The sequence below is a fragment of the Fictibacillus enclensis genome (assembly GCF_001457035.1).
Lineage (GTDB): Bacteria > Bacillota > Bacilli > Bacillales > Fictibacillaceae > Fictibacillus_C > Fictibacillus_C enclensis.
In genome coordinates, this window is record NZ_KQ758617.1 from 1236549 (window position 1) to 1255112 (window position 18564).

15 protein-coding genes and 2 pseudogenes are annotated in these 18564 nt (G+C 34.4%); 13 read left to right on the forward strand and 4 right to left on the reverse strand.

Annotated features, from left to right (window positions below; all coding sequences use genetic code 11):
• Positions 1-253: 253 nt before the first annotated feature.
• Positions 254-394 (reverse strand): hypothetical protein, encoded by a 141-nt coding sequence (locus tag AS030_RS23490; protein WP_156412558.1) that lies wholly within the window; start codon positions 392-394, stop codon positions 254-256.
• A 176-nt stretch (positions 395-570) separates the two neighbouring features.
• Between AS030_RS23490 and AS030_RS06495 the strand changes: the two genes are divergently transcribed.
• Entirely contained in the window at positions 571-1077 is a 507-nt protein-coding gene (locus AS030_RS06495; protein WP_061969651.1) for a hypothetical protein, read from the forward strand.
• Positions 1078-1261: 184 nt separating this feature from the next.
• On the forward strand, positions 1262-1639 hold the full coding sequence (locus tag AS030_RS06500; protein WP_061969652.1) for a TcaA second domain-containing protein: 378 nt from the start codon (positions 1262-1264) through the stop codon (positions 1637-1639).
• 63 nt (positions 1640-1702) lie between these two features.
• On the opposite strand, the gene AS030_RS06505 is transcribed toward AS030_RS06500, so the two are convergent.
• Positions 1703-2332 (reverse strand): HhH-GPD family protein, encoded by a 630-nt coding sequence (locus AS030_RS06505; protein ID WP_061969654.1) that lies wholly within the window; start codon positions 2330-2332, stop codon positions 1703-1705.
• Positions 2333-2530: 198 nt separating this feature from the next.
• Between AS030_RS06505 and AS030_RS06510 the strand changes: the two genes are divergently transcribed.
• The 11 genes and pseudogenes from AS030_RS06510 (at position 2531) to AS030_RS06560 (ending at position 16226) form a co-directional block, all read left to right on the forward strand.
• Complete coding sequence (locus AS030_RS06510; RefSeq protein ID WP_061969656.1) at positions 2531-4135, forward strand: DNA cytosine methyltransferase; 1605 nt, start codon at positions 2531-2533, stop codon at positions 4133-4135.
• On the forward strand, positions 4128-5456 hold the full coding sequence (locus AS030_RS06515; protein WP_061969659.1) for a hypothetical protein: 1329 nt from the start codon (positions 4128-4130) through the stop codon (positions 5454-5456). The genes AS030_RS06510 and AS030_RS06515 overlap by 8 nt, the downstream gene beginning before the upstream one ends.
• On the forward strand, positions 5449-7407 hold the full coding sequence (locus AS030_RS06520; protein WP_061969662.1) for a DEAD/DEAH box helicase: 1959 nt from the start codon (positions 5449-5451) through the stop codon (positions 7405-7407). Before AS030_RS06515 ends, AS030_RS06520 begins: the two co-directional genes overlap by 8 nt.
• A complete protein-coding gene (locus AS030_RS06525) occupies positions 7379-8293 on the forward strand; it encodes a protein NO VEIN domain-containing protein (RefSeq protein ID WP_061969664.1) in 915 nt (304 codons plus the stop codon). The genes AS030_RS06520 and AS030_RS06525 overlap by 29 nt, the downstream gene beginning before the upstream one ends.
• A 221-nt stretch (positions 8294-8514) precedes the next feature.
• Positions 8515-8658, forward strand: a complete 144-nt coding sequence (locus tag AS030_RS22905) for a HaeIII family restriction endonuclease (RefSeq protein ID WP_240482214.1) — start codon at positions 8515-8517, stop codon at positions 8656-8658.
• Positions 8659-8720: 62 nt separating this feature from the next.
• Positions 8721-9983: a restriction endonuclease gene (locus tag AS030_RS06530; RefSeq protein ID WP_082635714.1), complete on the forward strand. Its 1263-nt coding sequence runs from the start codon at positions 8721-8723 to the stop codon at positions 9981-9983.
• A 112-nt stretch (positions 9984-10095) separates the two neighbouring features.
• Entirely contained in the window at positions 10096-13095 is a 3000-nt protein-coding gene (locus tag AS030_RS06535; protein ID WP_061969667.1) for an AAA family ATPase, read from the forward strand.
• The gene (locus tag AS030_RS06540) at positions 13079-14134 is read left to right on the forward strand and encodes an McrC family protein (RefSeq protein WP_061969670.1); all 1056 of its coding nucleotides are present in this window, start codon (positions 13079-13081) and stop codon (positions 14132-14134) included. The genes AS030_RS06535 and AS030_RS06540 overlap by 17 nt, the downstream gene beginning before the upstream one ends.
• Positions 14135-14467: 333 nt before the next feature.
• A pseudogene (locus AS030_RS06550) lies at positions 14468-14985 on the forward strand (transposase); the annotation flags it as partial.
• A gap of 535 nt (positions 14986-15520) precedes the next feature.
• A pseudogene (locus tag AS030_RS22910) lies at positions 15521-15649 on the forward strand (type I restriction-modification system subunit M N-terminal domain-containing protein); the annotation flags it as partial.
• A 1-nt stretch (position 15650) separates the two neighbouring features.
• Positions 15651-16226, forward strand: coding sequence for a type I restriction endonuclease subunit R, EcoR124 family (locus tag AS030_RS06560; protein ID WP_338082317.1), 576 nt, complete (start codon positions 15651-15653; stop codon positions 16224-16226).
• A gap of 96 nt (positions 16227-16322) precedes the next feature.
• On the opposite strand, the gene AS030_RS06565 is transcribed toward AS030_RS06560, so the two are convergent.
• Positions 16323-17054, reverse strand: a complete 732-nt coding sequence (locus AS030_RS06565; protein ID WP_061969684.1) for a DUF3226 domain-containing protein — start codon at positions 17052-17054, stop codon at positions 16323-16325.
• Positions 17055-17056: 2 nt separating this feature from the next.
• Entirely contained in the window at positions 17057-18184 is a 1128-nt protein-coding gene (locus AS030_RS06570) for an AAA family ATPase (RefSeq protein WP_061969686.1), read from the reverse strand.
• Between the last annotated feature and the right edge of the window lie 380 nt (positions 18185-18564).

The following is an 18564-nucleotide window of genomic DNA, read 5'->3' on the forward strand; positions in this document are numbered from 1 at the left end:
CAAATGATAAATACAATTGTAATATATAAGTGTCGGAAGCATAAGTGTAACTGCAACCAAAAGTTTTAATAAGAAGAGAAATGAGTACTGTTTAGTGAAATATGCGGGCACCCAAGACATGTTCGATTTATCCCTTGACGAAGTCGGGGGATAAATCAGGACATGTCGGATAAATCCATCCGGATTTATCCGAGCCGGCACGTTTAACGGAGGGTAACCTAAAGCTACCCTCCGTTAAGACGTATCTTTTACTTTAAGGCCTGGCCAGGGGTCTTGAGTACTTCTTCTTCTTGTCCTGGCTCTCCTGAATCTTCTTCTGGGTCTTCTTGCTGACCGTGATCTTCATCTTGCTACCGACGTCGTTCGGCTTCGGCTTGCCGTCCTTCTTACCCATGTGAACCTCCGGTTGGTGTCTTCGGGGGCTTTCCCTGCTGACATGAACTACTCTATCATGCTCGTAGGGTCTGTCAAAGCTAAATTGGTGTGGCTGAATCACACCTGAAACCGGTGGTGTTGGTTCGGTTCCCGGGGTAGTATTTAGAGAGTAAGACAACAAAACAGGGAGAAGACATGGTTCTGGCAATGTCCATCGTTCTCGGGCTCCTCGGAGCCGTAGGGTATTTCCTGGTCGTTGGGGAGTCGAATACTCCCGCTGACCGGAAGAAGAAACTCGGTCTGTGGCTCAATCTGGTTGCACAGATTCCGTGGGTGGTCTTCAACCTGACCACGGTAGCGTGGGGACTGTTCCCGGTCAACGTCATCACCGTCATTAGCAGTATCCGGGGACTGCGTCTGCTGCGTATATTGAGTAATACGACAAAGGAAAGCCTTCCGCCAACAAGGGTGGAGGGCTTTCCTTTGTCGTATGTTAGGCGAGCGAAAATAATGCAGTCGCATCCTTTTTTTTCTTATAGTAATCTCTTGTATGTAAGTGTGCAGAAGAGTGGAGGGACGGTTGCACCTCGACGGCCGACATGTTCGATTTATCCCTTGATGAAGTCGGGGGATAAATCAGGACATGTCATAATTTATCCGGATAAGTCTTTATCGGGATTTATCGTGAAGCAGGGCACCTAGTAATAATTCTTGGTGGTATGTTTCTTATTTTTACTAACTACCAGGTTAAGCTAATTTATATTGGAGAATTGGACTGGTCAGTTAGACTACTAGAACATCGCGAGAACAGGGACTTTTGTTTCTTTTTTCTCCTACTTTTATCTGATATCGTTAATAAAAAGGTATAATCCAAAGGAGGATTAAAATGGAAACAGAGAGAGCGCGAAAGAAAGGGAAGAAGATTAGCCTCATCCTTTTAAGCCTGTTCTTAGTTGGGCTAATTGCTGTAATCATTTTTAATTTTTCACGTCCCACTGGGGATGAATTGGTGAATAAGTTTGAGGCTGCAGTAAATCAAGGAGATATTGGTTCGTTAAAAGACATTGTAGAGAGCAAGGATGGTGTTACGATTACAAAGGACAACCTAAAGCAGTTAACGGTTTATGCAAAAGATGAACCTGATTATTTAAAAGTACAGGTGTTTTTAATGAAAGCGCAAACAGCAATTGAGGAAAAAGACGAAGAGGCTAAATCGCGAAATCCACTCTTTGAAAGGGCCACTAAAGGAGAACCTTTGGATTAATCGACCTGAAATTTAACAATAAGTGATTATACTGTTTGTTATTTGTCTATTCAGCGTATATTTTCATAAAAAGTTTCTTTGATAATAATAACATTTTCTTCTTAGAGGACAGTTGAGGCATTTTGGAACTGGGGAACAAACTTCCCTACCGAAATCTAACAAAGCAAAGTTATACCGTCTGAAATTTTTTTTTGGCGTTATTTGTTCAGCGAAATTAAAAAATCCTTTGTCTGTATATAATCTTGAGCTTTTTTCAAATCCAAAAAATCTGGTATACACCCTAATTACATTACCATCTATGATTGTGTCTCTCATATTAAGGTGCATAGATCTAATGGCAGCTGCAGTGTAATTTCCCACGCCTTTAATTTCTAAAAAGTGAGCCTTTTCATTAAGGATTTTCTTTTTTTGTAATGTCCAGGCGATTTGTTCAATTATTTTTTCTCTTTCAGGTAGACCAAGATTTTTAAAGGTATTTGGATTTTCAACATTTAAATAGCTTTCTGGAGTGGGATATAATTTAGTGAATTTAATAAATTCTTTTTCAACGACATTGGCTCTTGTTCTTTGCAACATAATTTCAGCTACCATAACATGCCATAAATTTTTAGTAGTCCTCCAAGTAAACTCATAAATGTTTTCTTTACTCCATTCTAAAATCTTTCTCCTAAAGTATTCAATATTTTGGTTCACATTCTCCCCTCCTTGTAATTATTTCCTCCTCAATATTCTGGTTTAGAAAAAACTTTATTAAAACATTTTTATCGAAAAATATTTATATAGCACTAAGTTTATATTACAATATTCCTACAAGAAATATATGTAAAAATAATTTCACCTTTAAATGCAGTAATAAAGACGGAATTTTTTTATTAATAAAGGAGTTATACCATGCAAGTAGTTGATTTTTTCTGTGGAGCAGGCGGCTTTTCTGAAGGATTTGAACAAGCTGGCTTCAAAGTTGTTAAAGCGTTTGATATTTGGGAACCAGCTATTAGAACACACAATATGAACCATTCCTCCTCTGGTAAAGTTGTAGCCGAAAATAGAAATGTCCTTGAAATAGCAGCACTGCCAGATGAAGAGTTTCATAAAGTTGTACCGGATAGCGAAGTTATCATAGGGTCTCCTCCTTGTGTAGCATTTTCAAGCTCCAATAAATCGGGTAAAGCAGATAAGACTCTTGGAATCCAATTGTTAAAAGCGTTTTTTAAAATAGTTGCGCGAAAAAAATTCAAGAAAAATAGTTTATTGAAGTATTGGGTAATGGAGAATGTATCAAACGTCCAATATTATGTTGAAAAAGAGTATACAATGGAAGACTTAGGAATCACTACACTAGGAGATAAAAAGTTAAAAGTAATTCACGAAAACTCTAAAGTTTACGAGTTGCAATATTATGGAGTTCCTTCTAATAGAAAAAGGTTTATATGTGGTGAATTTCCTGATTTTAATAAGACTTTAAGTAAAGGTATACCCCTTAAGAAGGTTCTAGAGTCGTTAGGAACACCTTATGAATATTTAAATTCAAATATCGTTGATCCAAATTATTTACTAGAACTGAAGGGATTAGAAGTTACTGATCATCATTACAAAAAGCTTCTTGCTGATTTTGAATGGAAGAAGGCAGAAATTCGAAAAAGAGATAAAGGCTACATGGGAAAAATGTCTTTTCCTGAAGATATTTCTAAACCAGCAAGAACAATAATGGCTACTATGTCCCATTCATCAAGAGAAGCTATGATTTTTTCAGATAAGCAAGGGGAATATAGATCCCCTACCATTAGAGAAGTTGCGACAATTATGTCGTTTCCCATAGATTATCGATTTTATGGAGAATCAGATTCTATAAAATATAAGTTAGTTGGTAATGCAGTACCCCCTAAATTTGCAAACACAATTGCTCAAGCAATAATGCGTGATGTTAAACAAAATTATGTACCTCCAGCTTATAGGAAAAAAGTATTTTCAAGTGATTCAAATTTTACAAATTTAAACTTCAGAAAATTTTCGGTTAAAGAAGAAAAACAAAAACCTTACTCAACGAAATTTAAATATCATGTTCCATATTTGATAATTAACAGTTTTAGAGTGGAGTTATCGAATAAATTTAATCAAAATAAGGACAAAGTCAGCTGGAATGTAGTCATCCATAGGGGTCAGGGTAAAAACGCAGAAAAATATGAAAATATACCATTAACAAAAAATCATTTTATGAATGTTGAAATCAATAAAATGGAGACATTTATCAGTACTCATGTAAAGACAATTAGCTCTATAGATAACCTGCAACAAAATTATTGTCTACCTTCTAATCAACGAGCAAATTTGATTGGGCCGGAAGAATTATTACAAGCAGTAAGAGAATTTATTGATGAACATTTTAATAACGAGAGCAAAATAGTTGTAGAAAATATGACTAGAGAAATCCCTCTAAAAATTGCTGCATCTTTTTACATTTTATTCAACATCATAGGGAGGTTAAAAAATGATTGAAACAATACTAAAGGAAAAGTTAAGGATAGAAAAACTAAAGGAAATAAAAAAAACTGAAACACCAATAATGACTGGCGTCCGTATTCCTTACAAAGGTGAAGATAAAGAGTTTGATGTATATAGAATTCCTTTAAGATACCTTGTTTATAATCCTTACAATGGTAGAATTGGTACAAAAGTTAGAACGTTCGAAGTAAACTCTCACAAATTAAATCCGGAAGATGAAGAAGATGTTAAAATAATTGAAAAATATTTGTGGGATTCAAAAATCGATAGAAATAAAAAGACTATGGAAAGTCTAATTAAATATAAACAAAAAGAATATGGAATTGTTTCAAGAAACGGATATATTATTGATGGTAATAGAAGAGCATCTCTTCTAAATGAAATTTTCAGAAAAAGAAATACTAAATATAAAAATCACGACGTGAGTCATTGTGAATTTTTTAATGCCATAATATTGGATGACGATGCTGACAAGAAGGAAATCTTACGTCTTGAAACAACTTATCAAATGGGAATGGATGAAAAATTAGACTATAATGCTACAGAGAAATATTTAAAGTGTAAGCAATTATTAGATGAGGGATATACTACTAAAGATATCGCTGAAATGATGGATGAAAAAGAAAGTACAATAAAAAAGAACTTAGAAATATTAAAGTTAATGGATGAATACCTCGAATACTATGATTATAAAGATATGTACTCTATGTTAGAAAAAAGAGAAGGGCAATTTGTAGATTTAAGTAGATTTGTTAAAAGCTATGAAGAAAAATCGGGTAATGCCCATACAAACTGGGACCCAGATTTAACAGATATAACGGAAATGGTAAGTATTTGCTTTGATTACATTAGAGCACAGTACGAAGGAAAAGAATTTAGAAACATTGCTCAAAATTCTAGAAGCTCGATTCCGAAAGGTTTTTTTGCAAATAAAACTATCTGGGAAGATTTTAAGAAAAAGCATGAAAACTTTATTGATGAAATTGAGGAAGAACCAGTTACAGCATATACAGACACTAAGGACGGCAGTAAGGATATTAGTACTATATTAGCGGAAAGAGATGATGTATGGACTAATCGTGTCATTAATAAACTTACAGAAAATATGAATAAATCGAAAAGAAGACTTGAAGATACCCAGGCTGCTGACAAACCGGCAGTCTTGTTAAAAAATGCCATTGATGCTATCGAACTAATCGATACCAACCAAGAGACTTTTTATACTAGTGAAGTAATAAACCTTGTAAATCAAATAAATAGTATCTGTTGGGATTATAAAAAAATTATCCAAAAGGAATTGAGGAAAAATGGATAAGCTAATTATTTCCTCGGAAAAAAATAAAGTGTATTTACAAGGGAACATTTATAAAATTTTAAATAAAAGACATCTTCATCATATAAGCCGAGTTTTTAATGGGGAGATTGAGTCCAATAAAATAACGATTGGAAATTTACAGGATGACGAATTAATCATCTCAAAACTTTCCGATTTTCTAAAAAGAAAAAATATATCCTACGATTTAGATCAGGAATCAGACGATAGGTTGAAGGACTTATATCAAGAAGAAAAAAATTTCAGAGAATTTTCTATGAAGGCTAAAAGTATTTGGAACAATGTAATAAACTTAAATGAATTCTCCGATTTCCAAAATGTTTTACATAAAAACATGGAGAGAAAATTATACCCACTACAGCTATTAAGCGCTTTTCATTTAGCATATTCTCAAAACGCTTGTAATTTCTCGGTACCAGGTGCCGGAAAAACTAGTATTGTATACGGAGCTTTTTCCTATTTAAATTCTTTAGAGAAAGACCATCCAAAATTCGTAGACAAAATTTTAGTTATCGGTCCCTTAAGCGCCTTTGGTCCTTGGGAGTCTGAATTTGAGGAATGTTTCGGAACTGAAATTGACGCAAAAAGAATTTCTGGAGTAAATCTAAACAATCAAAGAAAAAAAACATATTTTTTTTCTAGAAATCCTTCTGATCTTACACTTATTTCATATCAAGGTGTAATTAACCAAAAAGAAAACATTGAATACTTTTTAAAAAATAATAATGTTATGGTTGTTCTTGATGAAGCCCATAAAATTAAAAATACAAGTGGCGGTCAAATTGCAGAAAGTATTTTATCAATTGCTCCATATTGTAAAGGCAGAGTTGTATTAACTGGTACACCGGCTCCAAATGGTTACCGTGATTTATATAATTTATTTAAATTTATTTGGCCCAAAAAAGATGTTATTAGGTTTAGCCCTATTCAATTGGATGATATGACTAAATCTATAACCGATGCAAGGATAAATGTATTAATCGATAATCTCTCTCCTTATTTTGTAAGAATTAAAAAAAGTGATCTTGGATTACCTGAAAAAATTGAACATCCCCCAATCATAGTTGAAATGGATGAAAGACAAAAATGGATTTATGAAACAATTGAAAAGAAATATATTGAGTCATTTAAAAACGAAGAAAGCGATTACAACGATACCTTTCTCTCTAAGGTGAAAAAAGCTAAATTAATTAGATTACTTCAGGCTGCAACAAATCCCAAGTTATTGAATAAACCTATAATTGATGAATTCGGAAACGATTTTTCATTTAGAGATATAGACATAATTGATCAGAAATTTATTCAAGAAGTTCTCTCTTATGTTGAGGACAAAATTGTCCCAGCAAAGTTTTTAAAAGCATATGAGATTATCAAAAATATTATAGATAATAAAGAAAAAGTTATTGTTTGGGCTGTTTTTATTAATACCATCCTGGAATTTCAAGAATTTTTAATTTCTAAAGGCGTGAATTGTAAAATTTTATATGGAAAAACTCCGATTGAATCCGAGGATATGGCAGAGGATATTGAAACCAGGGAAAGTATTATTAGAGATTTTCATGATGAAAACTCAGACTTTAGCGTTATAATCGCAAATCCATTTGCAGTAGCAGAATCAATCTCTCTCCATAAAGCATGTCATAATGCCTTATACTTAGAAAGGAATTTTGATGCAGCAAGGTTTATTCAGTCTAAAGACCGTATACATCGATATGGATTAGATCCTAATATTGAAACTAACTATTTCTACTTAATGGCAAATAATAGCATCGATGAAACCATTAATACTAAATTAATTGAAAAAGAAAATTTAATAATTCGAGTGACTGAAAGTCAAGATATTCCACTTTTTTTAAACTTAGAAGATGATACTGAAAATGATATCAAGGCGTTGATAAAAGATTATGAACGTAGATCTAAGAAACCATCGTAATTACGGAAATAAGTTGCAAATAACGAACCTTTACAAGTTATTATATGAAGGTAACTTTACATTAGAGCAGTTAAAGACCTTCTCCAACGATACGATTGAATCGAAAATCATTACTGAAAATTCAATAGAGTTACTATATTTTTGTGGTCTCGTTTCTAAAAATAAAAATAATATAATCTTTCCTACACTTGAACTGGAAAATTTCAAAAAGAACTTTTTAAAGAAATTACTAATAACATTATTTGAAAGTAACTACAAGATTTTTGACGTAAATAATATTGAATTACAATTGGGTAAACTTATAATTAATCGAAATTCTATACCTCATAGTTATTATGCAATAAGAAATTTCCTTATAAAAGAACATGTTTTGATAAATCATAATCAGAATTATTTTGAAATAAATAAAAAATACAAATCTATTTTTGAAACTATAACAATAGAAGTCAATCGTACAAAAACACTTGAAGAACTTAAAAAGGAATTAATACAAAAAGAAATATTGGGAGAAAAAGCAGAAAAATATGTGTTAACTCTTGAAGAAGAAAGATACCCAGATAGAGAAATTATGTATGTTTCACCGTTTGATGTCACAGCTGGTTTTGATATTATTTCTTATAGAAGCGATTCTAGCATTCTACCAGATAAGTATATTGAGGTAAAGTGTATTTCAGCACTAGCACATTTTTATTGGAGCATCAATGAAGTTAAAATAGCAAAGGAAAAGGCCGATAACTATTTCTTGTATTTGGTTGATTCCTCTCTTACAAAAGAACCCTTAATCATTCAAAATCCATATAAAAAAATATATTGCAACGAAAATATTTCAGGAGAAGTCCAATCGATTAAATATAGGTTGGATGAAATTATTAAATACTTTCATTAATATAATTAGGCTCCCAAAAAAATATTGGAAGCCTAATTATTTATTTAGCTGATTGTAGTATGTAAACATTAACATATGTAAAACCTTAGCAAAAACCACGTATAAATCTAATGGGTATATTTCATGGATTTTTCTCTTTTCAAAATGATCGAAGAATCTTGCCAACAGCAGCGTAGGCAAAAGATCACGCATTAATTACACGAGTTGTACCTAACGACCAATTGGAGGTTGTTTGTGATGAAGGCTGGACCATTTCCGTAAGAATTCACAGTGTTAGCACAAGAGTTGAGAGTTCCCTAAAATTGGATATTACATTAGTTGGATTGCCGCCATCACTTTATCGCCATATTGAATCGTGGGAATAAAATAGTAAAATTGAGCGAGCCAATGTGATTTTATTAACAGAAAAAGGAGATTCCAAATTTAAATGGTTTTGGCTATTCCCCTTGTACCTTGTACTTGTAATGAATGGTGGCCCTTACAAAGAGATATCTTGGAGGAGAAAATAGAAACTACTATTAAATATAGAGACTTAATGACGGCGGATCTCCTGGTTGAAGCAATTTATGAAGGGGGACCTAATGATAATGCATCTCATGACCCTATAAGTAAATTGTTGAAATGTGAGAATATGGGTGGTTTTCGCATATCTGGTTCTAAAAAAACAAGTAGCTATAAATTGTGTGCATTATACACCGATTTAATAAATCCTGATTGGCCAGATATGATTGAAAAGGAAACAGGAAAATTCTTTTATTATGGGGACAACAGGAAACCAGTGAAAGAGCTCCATGAAACGCCAAAAGGGGGCAATCGCTTATTGAGATTTGTTTTCGACCAGTTGCATTTAGGTAACAGGAAAGCCATTCCTCCATTTTTTGTGTTTACCAAGTCCGGAAGAAGGCGGGATATGATTTTCCAAGGTATTGCGGTACCTGGCCATCAAGATGTAAATGAAAATGATGACCTAGTGGCTATTTGGAAATTAAAGGAAGGTAGAAGATTTCAAAACTATAAATCCGTATTTACCATTTTAGATGTAGCTACCATATCTCAAACCTGGATTAATGATCTTCACCAGGGAAACGCTTTTACTCCTAATGCATCAAAAGAGTGGATAAATTGGGTATTGGAGGGCAAATATACACCATTAACTGCGGAGAGGACACTTGAACATAGAACAAGAACGGAACAGATACCGGCAAACCAACTAAGATTTGCAATGGTTGAGGCTGTAACTGATTACTTTAAAAACCATCCAAAAGGTGAATATGCTTTTGAAGAATGCGCAGCAAAATTGGCACAAATGATGGATAGTAATATAGTGCATACCGACCTTACCAGGCCATGGAGGGACGGTGGAAGAGATGCCATAGGAAAATACAGGATTGGTTTAAATCAAAATGCAGTGTATGTTGATTTTGCATTAGAAGCTAAGTGTAAGTTATATTCTAGCGGCTCGGGGATTAAAGAGACTTCCAGATTAATTAGTCGGTTAAGATATCGTGAATTTGGGATTTTCATAACCACTTCATACGTAAGCCAGCAAGCTTATGAAGAAATAAAGGCAGATGGTCATCCTGTAATTATTGTATGTGCAGATGACATAGCTTCTATTTTAGAGGCCCATGGTTATAGAACTGTTGCTAATGTGAAAAATTGGTTACAGCGGGATTTTTCTTATGCCTAACCGAACTTTATCTAGAAGTGACCTAAATGCGGTAGCCTTCTCCCAGTCTACACTTTGTTAATACCTCAAGATTAGCATAAAATACTAAATCCAATTGGATGGGGTGCAAGAGATGAATTACGAAGAATTAAAGGAACACTTGTTAAAAGATCAATACATAGACATTTCATTTAGAAGATACATAGCTTTTAAAGAAACCGACCTATATGATGAGTCTTATAAAATAGAAATTTTATTTCGCCTAAATAGGTTCCTGAAAGGTCAGGACATTAACAAGTTGACAGTACTTGATATTGTAAAGAAGATACAAAAAGAGAATCCTTCCACTGGGAGTTTTGTGCATTGGAGCAATACAGCAGACTTAGTTAAGTACGCAGAGGCACGTCCGGATCAAGTTGCAGAGTTACTGAATCAGTTATTTCAATCATCTTCAACAATTGCAGATCGAGTTGAATTGTTTCGAGAAAATGGTAAAGCTTATAATCCGAGTATTTCCTTAGGAGCGCCTTTGTTCGGGTATTTGTTTGCAGCCGTTGATTTCACAAAATATCCGATCTATAAACAAGAGGTGTTTACGGATTTGAAAAAGGCCTATGGGATTGAGCTGAAACTGGGAACCGTGGGCAACAATTATGAAACTTATTTGAACATGTGTGAGATTTCACTCCAACACTTAAAGACCTCTTATCCAGATTTAACAATTCTTGATATACAGGATTTCTTTTTCTGTAGCACGCAGTACAAACAAATTGTAGTTGAAAGTGCAGTTGAGTATTTGCATGCATTGGCAGCAGAGTTAAGTGAATTTATTAAGCAACCTGCACTCCTGTTAGAGGCTATTACCAACCTAGAACCTGATACACTGCGTTCACTTCGCGAGCAGTACCGAAACGATGAAAAAATAAATCTGATTAAATTTAAGGTGCTAGACAAAATTATTGAATCTGATTCAGTAAGTCTTGCTGAAATGGAAGATATTAAAAACCAGGTTAAAGTGAAATACGAGAGGAACATTTTGAAATCGTGGAATAATTTTACGATTTTATTTCAGTTGTATTATGCGAATAAAAAGCAAAAAGTGCAAGAAGAGCAACGCAAAATTCATGAAACTATCCGAGAGATGGAAGAATTCAAAGGATTGAACTTTGTAGATGGAAAAGTGCTGAAAGGCTTTAACTGGAATCAAAATTTTGGCTGTTCCGAGTGTTGGCTGGCTGTTTATGAAAAAGGACATACAAGTCATCGAACAGCTCCTCAGTTCTTTGTATCAATTGATGAAAATGGAGTCCGATACGGTTTGCTGTATGGTGATCAGCATCCTAATAGAGGACAAGATTTAACTTTTGAATCCGAAATGGAATCTTTTACTTATGAAGGCTTTCATCAAAAATTGGTAGAAGTCTTAGAAGAATTTAAAGAAGACAATCCAACTAACATTCAGTATTGGACTATTGGGGCAGGGGAGAATGCAAAGTATTGGGATGATTTTTTTTCCTCTAATGTTATTAGTATTGGGTGGAGAGATTTGGGTAATCTGAAGCAGTATAAAGATACCGATGAGATCATGAATGTATTTAATGGGCTGTATTCGGATGAAACGAGACGAAGTAATGATGCCAATGCTTGTAATGATTTTGCAAATTCGATGAATATTGGCGATTTGGTTTTTGTTAAAAAAGGAACTAAACAAATTTTAGCCATAGCCGAAATTACGTCGGATTATCACTATGAAGCTTCAAGACAACCACATCCAAATTTCAGAGAAGTCAAATGGAAAGCTGTACATGAATATCCACTTCAAAAAGGCACACTTCCCACGAAAACATTAACAAACATCACGCCATACCCTGACTTAGTTCAAGAAATCCTAGGATTGTATGAGGCGGATCGGGAAATCAGTGTTGAAACTTGGATAGAGCTTCTTCAGAATGATGCTGTGTTTGTAGAGATGGATTTGGTGTATCTTCATAAAATGTATGAACTTGGTGGAGAAGCAACAGCAACCCAGTTAGCAGCGGCTCTTGGTAAGCATTCATCTTCATTTAACACCCCAATTGTACAACTTGCAAAAAGAGTACTTCAAGCAACGGGCATTGCTCCGATTAAAAGAGAAGACGGGACCAATTGCTACTGGTGTGTTCTGTTTGAAGGTGATTACGTAGAGAATCAACATTTTATATGGCGGTTAAAACCTAACCTTAAGGAAGCCATCGCAGCTTCTCATGTGGATTCAAGTATAGTCGAATTAGAAAGTTATACAACAGAAGATTTCTTAAAAGAAGTATTTATTGATAAAAAACAATACGATACGATTGCTTCCTTATTGAGTTACAAGAAAAATATTATCTTGCAGGGTCCTCCTGGCGTTGGTAAAACATTTGTGTCAAAACGTATTGCTTATTCACTGATGGGTGTGAAAGATGAAAATCGAGTAGAAATGGTTCAGTTCCATCAAAACTATGCGTACGAAGATTTTGTTATGGGATTCAGACCTGATGAGCATGGGTTTTCTCTACAGTTTGGTATATTCTATGATTTTTGTCAACGTGCATTAGAGAATCCAGAGAAGGATTATTACTTTATTATCGATGAGATTAATCGTGGAAATTTATCCAAGATATTTGGTGAGCTGTTTATGCTGATTGAGCGTGATAAGCGAGATGAATTTGTCACGATTGGCTATTCAAAAGACAAGTTTACTGTTCCAAGTAACGTGTATTTGATCGGAACAATGAATACAGCTGACCGATCATTAGCTCAGTTAGAAGTGGCTCTTCGTCGTCGCTTTGCTTTCGTAACGCTTGAACCTACTTTTAATGAGAAATGGAAACTTACCCTTAAAGAGTCAGGTGTTTCAGACCTAATGATCGCTCGGATTTTATTTACAGTTGATAAGATTAACAAAGAAATTGTGGAAGACTTTCAGTTAGGAAACGGCTATGCAATTGGGCACTCATTTTTCACTTTGAAACCCGATAATATGGATGAAAACATATGGTATGAAGGTATACTGACTTTTGAAATAAACCCACTGTTAGAAGAATATTTCTTTGATCGTCCAGAAATCGTTAAGTCTCTGATTGAAGGAATCAAGTATGGACAATTTGTTTAAAGTACCCATTCGTAACCTGTTTTGTTTACTCAGTTATATGAATGAAATGCCTGAGTTAGTTGAGAGTATGAACGATGTGGATGAAGACTTGATTACGTATGACTTTATAGCCAAACAATTTTTAAATGAAGTCCACGACTTAAATCGTCGTGGACTTGTGAAGAATTATGTAGTCATGAAGGAATCTACCAGTTGTTTGGGTGGGCGATTGATGATGAATGATTCCATGCCTTATATTGTGGCAAGAAAGCCTATTGTGGTCTGCGAGAAAGATGATTACTCGGCGAATATTTTGCTGAACCAAGTGATGAAGTCGACATTAAAAACGATCTGTCTAAATCGGCACGTAAAAGAAGAAACAAGAAAATGCAGTTTCATGTATTTAGAATTATTGCCGGAAGTAGATACCCCATCACTAATGAAGGAAGTGTTCTCCAGAATCTTCTTTGGAAGACACAATGTGCATTATAAACGCATGGTGCATATCGCTAGATTGTTGCACGAGTTAATGATGTTATCCCATAAACATGGAAACTGGAGTTTGTTCTCTGCTGAAATAGATGAGAAATCTTTAAATCAGATTTTCGAGAAATTTTTGTTTCACTTTTATCGAATGGAGCAGCAAGATTATCTGGTTTCGTCAGAAGTCTTGCAGTGGCAGCTAGAGGGAAATCGATCGTTTTTGCCATCCATGAGGACAGATGTTTCATTAACACGAAAAGACGGAATCGAGAAACTTGTTATCGATGCGAAGTTTTACAAAAATGTGTTTCAAGAGAATTTTGGAAAGTCGTCATTCCATAGCCACAATATGTATCAACTATATACATACTTGATGCATCAGCCAAAAGAAATGAACTTGAGAGGGATTTTGATTTATCCGTTTAATGGGATCGACGTAAATGATTGGTATCGATGGGATGATAGGATGACCATGGGAATGATGACCGTGAACTTGGATGATTCTTGGAAGGATATATACGGGAAGTTGATGAGTGTATTGAATAAAGATCTGTGTAGAAAGCACGGGTCTAAATAGGCTCGCGAGAACCTGCTTAGGATTTAAATGTAACAAATAGGTTAGTTGATGATGGTAAATATTTAACGTTCACTCATAATGGGTCGGGCGTTTTTTTTATCTGAAATGCGTTACTTAACCTTTTGTAGTCATCTTACTGCTGTAGCTACCATATCAAAAATTTGCCGATCAGTTAGATATTCCTTTTTCTTGGTTTTTAGAAGAAGACAATCAGCAACATTTGGTTTTGTTACCCTCATAAAGCTGTTAAAGCTGATGTTAAAATCCCCAATATACCCGGAATAAAATTCCCCATCTAAAATAAAACCATAGGTTTGAGAGGAGCCATGGTTGATGATAAGTAGATGGGATTTATTTATGATCAAAGATATATACAACAAAGGAATGAGCATATCAGACATCTCAAGGGAGCTACAGATGGATCGGAAAACAATTCGAAAACACATCCACTCTGCAACTGCTCCTTCGAAGCAGAGCCGAAAGAAAAAAAGCAAGCTTGATTCTTATAAAAAATACTTACATAGGCGTATGATGGAAGACCATGTTTTTAATGGAAAGCGTTTGCTGGATGAAATTAGCCAACTGGGCTATCAAGGAGGAAAAACCATCCTGAAAGATTACTTGAAGCCTTTTTGGGACATGCGAGAAAAAAATACACCATCAGATTTGAAACTCTGCCAGGAGAACAGATGCAGGTGGACTGGAAAGAGATTGGAACCGTAATATTAAACGGAGAAAAAGTGAAGATATCCATGTTTGTGGCCATACTAGGCCACTCAAGGATGAAGTATGTAGAGTTCACCCTATCCCAAGATCAGGAGCACGTGCTTCAGTGCTTAGTCCATAGTTTTATCAAAGCAGACATTTAGACTACGCGAAAAACAAAAAGCCGGTATTAAACCGGAAATAAACTAAACACTAGGGAATTTTCGACCGCTGAAATTAAGGAAAATTAGACCGCTGTTGACAATACTTTTGAGTAACCTTTTTTGACAGTTATTAATTAGGACAAACTGAACCGTCTGGAAAAGTACACTTTTACATACGGTTCTTTTTTGTTCCAAATCTGCTTTTTTATGCGTTCGTTAAGTTAGAAAATTATTTACAAACGTACGCGGTTTTCCATCCATTTTAACGAACGATTTTGATAAAATATAAAAGATGCTGCATGAGTAGAATGACATTACCAAAATTTAGAGGTTGACATTGTGGTGTTGGATATGCTGTTATTCGACACCACCCAACCTAAGGATTGCTTGGGGGCATATATAGCCAATTGGTTTTGTAGTCGGGTATATCATTAGACTGCTATAATAGAGAAAGATTGCTAGAGGTAATGAATAGTACCGACACAATACAAAGAATTTATATCATGGGGGATACAAAGTGATTACATCAGAAGAAATTAAACGTAGATTATGGGACGGAGCTAACGAACTGCGTGGTTCAATGGACGCCAGCCGTTATAAAGATTACATGCTTGGATTAATGTTCTATAAGTTTTTGAGTGATAAAAATTAAAAACTTAACCTGGCAGCCCGGCACTCCTCCCCTGCCGGCACCTGTTAATATTCTTGTCGGTAAAACGAAATTAGCTGGCACACAAGTAATCGATGCGGATTATATTCTTGGTTTAATCGATTCAAAAATCACATCATCAAATGGCGTGCAAACAGTAGATAGTGAAACACTCCGTATCATCTATCAACAAATTCAAGAATTAAGTAATATGGGGGATAATGAACAAGCCCAATTGTTAAAAGAGTTTGTCGATACTGAGTTGGTACCAGGAAATTTATCTAGTGGTATGAATTTTGATGAGGCATTTGAAATATGGAAAGCAAAGCAAATGCAAAAAGCAGTGAATGATTTCTCTTCGGAGTGGGGACTAGATAGCAAGCTGCTTGAAAAATCAGTGAGTTCATATTCCACTTCACTGCCAGATGCTGTACCCTACATCAATGAACTCATTAGTAGTATTGATTTTGAAAAAGCAAAAAATCAAACGGCTGGAAATAGGTTAAGACATATAATGATATTAACTGAAAAACTTCCGAATTTGATTGCTGAGGTAAGGCAAAGATATAATTAAATGATTGAAAAATTTTAATATTGCCTGTATCAAAACCCCTCGTTTTTGATACACAAAAACGCTTACCAAGATGGTAAGCGAATATCTAGATATTATTTATATCTGTTCAAATAAGTTAAAGCCCTCTTGAAATTCATTATATTGTTCCCATGGAACTGATCTAAGGAATGAGTCAATCAATGTAAAAACTCTTTCTGGATACATTATTGATAGCACAGTGGCAAATTCAGCTTTAAGTTTTTGCCGATTATTATGTAAGTATCTTTCAGAAACGGTAGACTGAATAAATCTTTTTACCGCTTTAATTAATTGTTCATTTTCAGCATCCCCAGAAAGAACTTGTAGTAAAAAACTTTCCATTGCACCTGGTCCTTCAAAAGGAACAACTAGGCACGCTAAATCAACTTGTTGGTGCATTTCATATAAATCATTAAATTCGACTGTAATCCACTGCCTATTAATTAAACTAATTTCCGACCTAAAAGAGAATAGTTCATTTAGTTCATTTATTTTTTCTTCTTCTTCATCATTATCTTTATCTGCTAAGATAGCAATTTTACTAAAGAATTGACTCTTGTTACCCAGTTTGTTTAATTCTTCTATAGATTCTATTGCATATTTAAAATTACTTTTTCCGCCAACACCCCAAATAGCAAGGAAATTATCTCCTTTTTTATACCAATTAGCTTCTTCATTCTCTGAATTTTGAACAGGAATCTTAACAGGAATTTTAGAGCCTTTAATATACTCCCATTGTTGTGTTTTTAAAAGATAATATGATAAAAATATGGCATCGGTTCTGCCTTCACATACAATTATACTTAGCATCTTTATCGTAACTCCAACTGATATTTTTCTCTTGTTTTATAGGCTTCTCGTCCTGTAAGAACTCTTGAATGTACTTCATTAGTGATAGGATCGCTCTTAAGTGTAATAATTCGAACGATATCCTGCTCATCTTCGGGTTGATTTTCATAAATTGCATGTAGTAAATTATCAACAAATTCGATACTATGAGAGGTCATAAATAACTGGTTATTGAATTTCTTAGCATACTTATAAAGATTTCGAGATAAATCGGTTTGAGCTGAAGGATGAAAAGTTGCATCAACTTCTTCTAAGCAGTGAATTGCATTTTGGTATAAGATTAAACCACCTAAAATATTATACCAACGTTGAACGCCATCACCAAAATTATACATTGGTAAAAGTTGATTATCCCTTATTTTAAAAGAAACAGGAGACGGGGTTCCATCTGGAAATGGAATAGAATCGATATCCTGAATATCGGGAAACGTTTTTTGTAACTCACTGATAAATTCTTCCATTATCCTTTCACGTTTAAGGAAAGAATAAATTTTTGTATTTTCTTGTTGTTCACGATGGGTAAGAATATCTACAAATCTTCCTAATTGAAAAGGTCCTTTTTGAAGGTCAGGAGATACGGGAGGAAAACCTATCTCTGTTCTTAGAACCGACTTGTTATTTTCCTTTATTCTCCACTTGCCTACAGGAGTAATATTTATTGGTGGTTGACCAGGAATATTCATTGCGTTCAGGTTATTTTCCATTTGTATGTTACCAAAACTACCCATAAGTGTTGGTTTAAAATCTGCAAATATTCCATAGGGTTCTAACGTATGCTCAAATGTATGTTTTCTCCCAGTATCGAGGGTTGCAGAAAAAGAAAAAGTAAATGGTTTTATATTCTGGTTATGTTGAGCTCCAAGTAATCTTTCTATAAAGTCGTATGTACCATTTACATTAGCGGATCTTCGTAAGAGTCCATTAGCTAATAAAGCAGTTATATTTTTACCAGCAACAAATGAGAATATTGCTTCCAAAATAGTCGACTTACCAGCGTTATTACTTCCAAGAAAAAGGTTAATATGACCTAGGTCATCAAATTTTACATGGTTATAACGTTTAAATCCATTAATTTCAAAAGATTTAAGCATGTGTCCACCTCACTTATTTATTTACTAATATTCTTTCTTGACAATTGTACTTTTAGTTTATCAGAGAAACGTTAAATTAAGGAATATTTAAAAAAAAAAATTCTCGGGTGATTGGATTGCTCAGCAAACACCAACTGATAGAATAGAAAACATGAACCGAATCATAAAAGCAATTGACTCCGCTCAGAACGAAGATATGGTACTATCCAATAATCAGCTCTTTTCAGTATATAATAAAATGTTGTTAATGATGTTGAATAACGATGTGTATGGCCGTCGATTCGCGCGATATGTATTACTTAAATATGAATACTTTGTCAGTGATCATACAGTCCATTTATCTGATTACAAAAATATAAGTGTCGAGCACACGTTCTACC

Excerpts from the sequence above, each read along its gene's own strand:
- AS030_RS23490 (WP_156412558.1), bottom strand. The coding sequence starts at position 394 with ATGGGTAAGAAGGACGGCAAGCCGAAGCCGAACGACGTCGGTAGCAAG.
- AS030_RS06495 (WP_061969651.1), top strand. The coding sequence starts at position 571 with ATGGTTCTGGCAATGTCCATCGTTCTCGGGCTCCTCGGAGCCGTAGGG.
- AS030_RS06500 (WP_061969652.1), top strand. The coding sequence starts at position 1,262 with ATGGAAACAGAGAGAGCGCGAAAGAAAGGGAAGAAGATTAGCCTCATC.
- AS030_RS06510 (WP_061969656.1), top strand. The coding sequence starts at position 2,531 with ATGCAAGTAGTTGATTTTTTCTGTGGAGCAGGCGGCTTTTCTGAAGGA.
- AS030_RS06515 (WP_061969659.1), top strand. The coding sequence starts at position 4,128 with ATGATTGAAACAATACTAAAGGAAAAGTTAAGGATAGAAAAACTAAAG.
- AS030_RS06520 (WP_061969662.1), top strand. The coding sequence starts at position 5,449 with ATGGATAAGCTAATTATTTCCTCGGAAAAAAATAAAGTGTATTTACAA.
- AS030_RS06525 (WP_061969664.1), top strand. The coding sequence starts at position 7,379 with ATGAACGTAGATCTAAGAAACCATCGTAATTACGGAAATAAGTTGCAA.
- AS030_RS06530 (WP_082635714.1), top strand. The coding sequence starts at position 8,721 with ATGGTTTTGGCTATTCCCCTTGTACCTTGTACTTGTAATGAATGGTGG.
- AS030_RS06535 (WP_061969667.1), top strand. The coding sequence starts at position 10,096 with ATGAATTACGAAGAATTAAAGGAACACTTGTTAAAAGATCAATACATA.
- AS030_RS06540 (WP_061969670.1), top strand. The coding sequence starts at position 13,079 with ATGGACAATTTGTTTAAAGTACCCATTCGTAACCTGTTTTGTTTACTC.
- AS030_RS06565 (WP_061969684.1), bottom strand. The coding sequence starts at position 17,054 with ATGCTAAGTATAATTGTATGTGAAGGCAGAACCGATGCCATATTTTTA.
- AS030_RS06570 (WP_061969686.1), bottom strand. The coding sequence starts at position 18,184 with ATGCTTAAATCTTTTGAAATTAATGGATTTAAACGTTATAACCATGTA.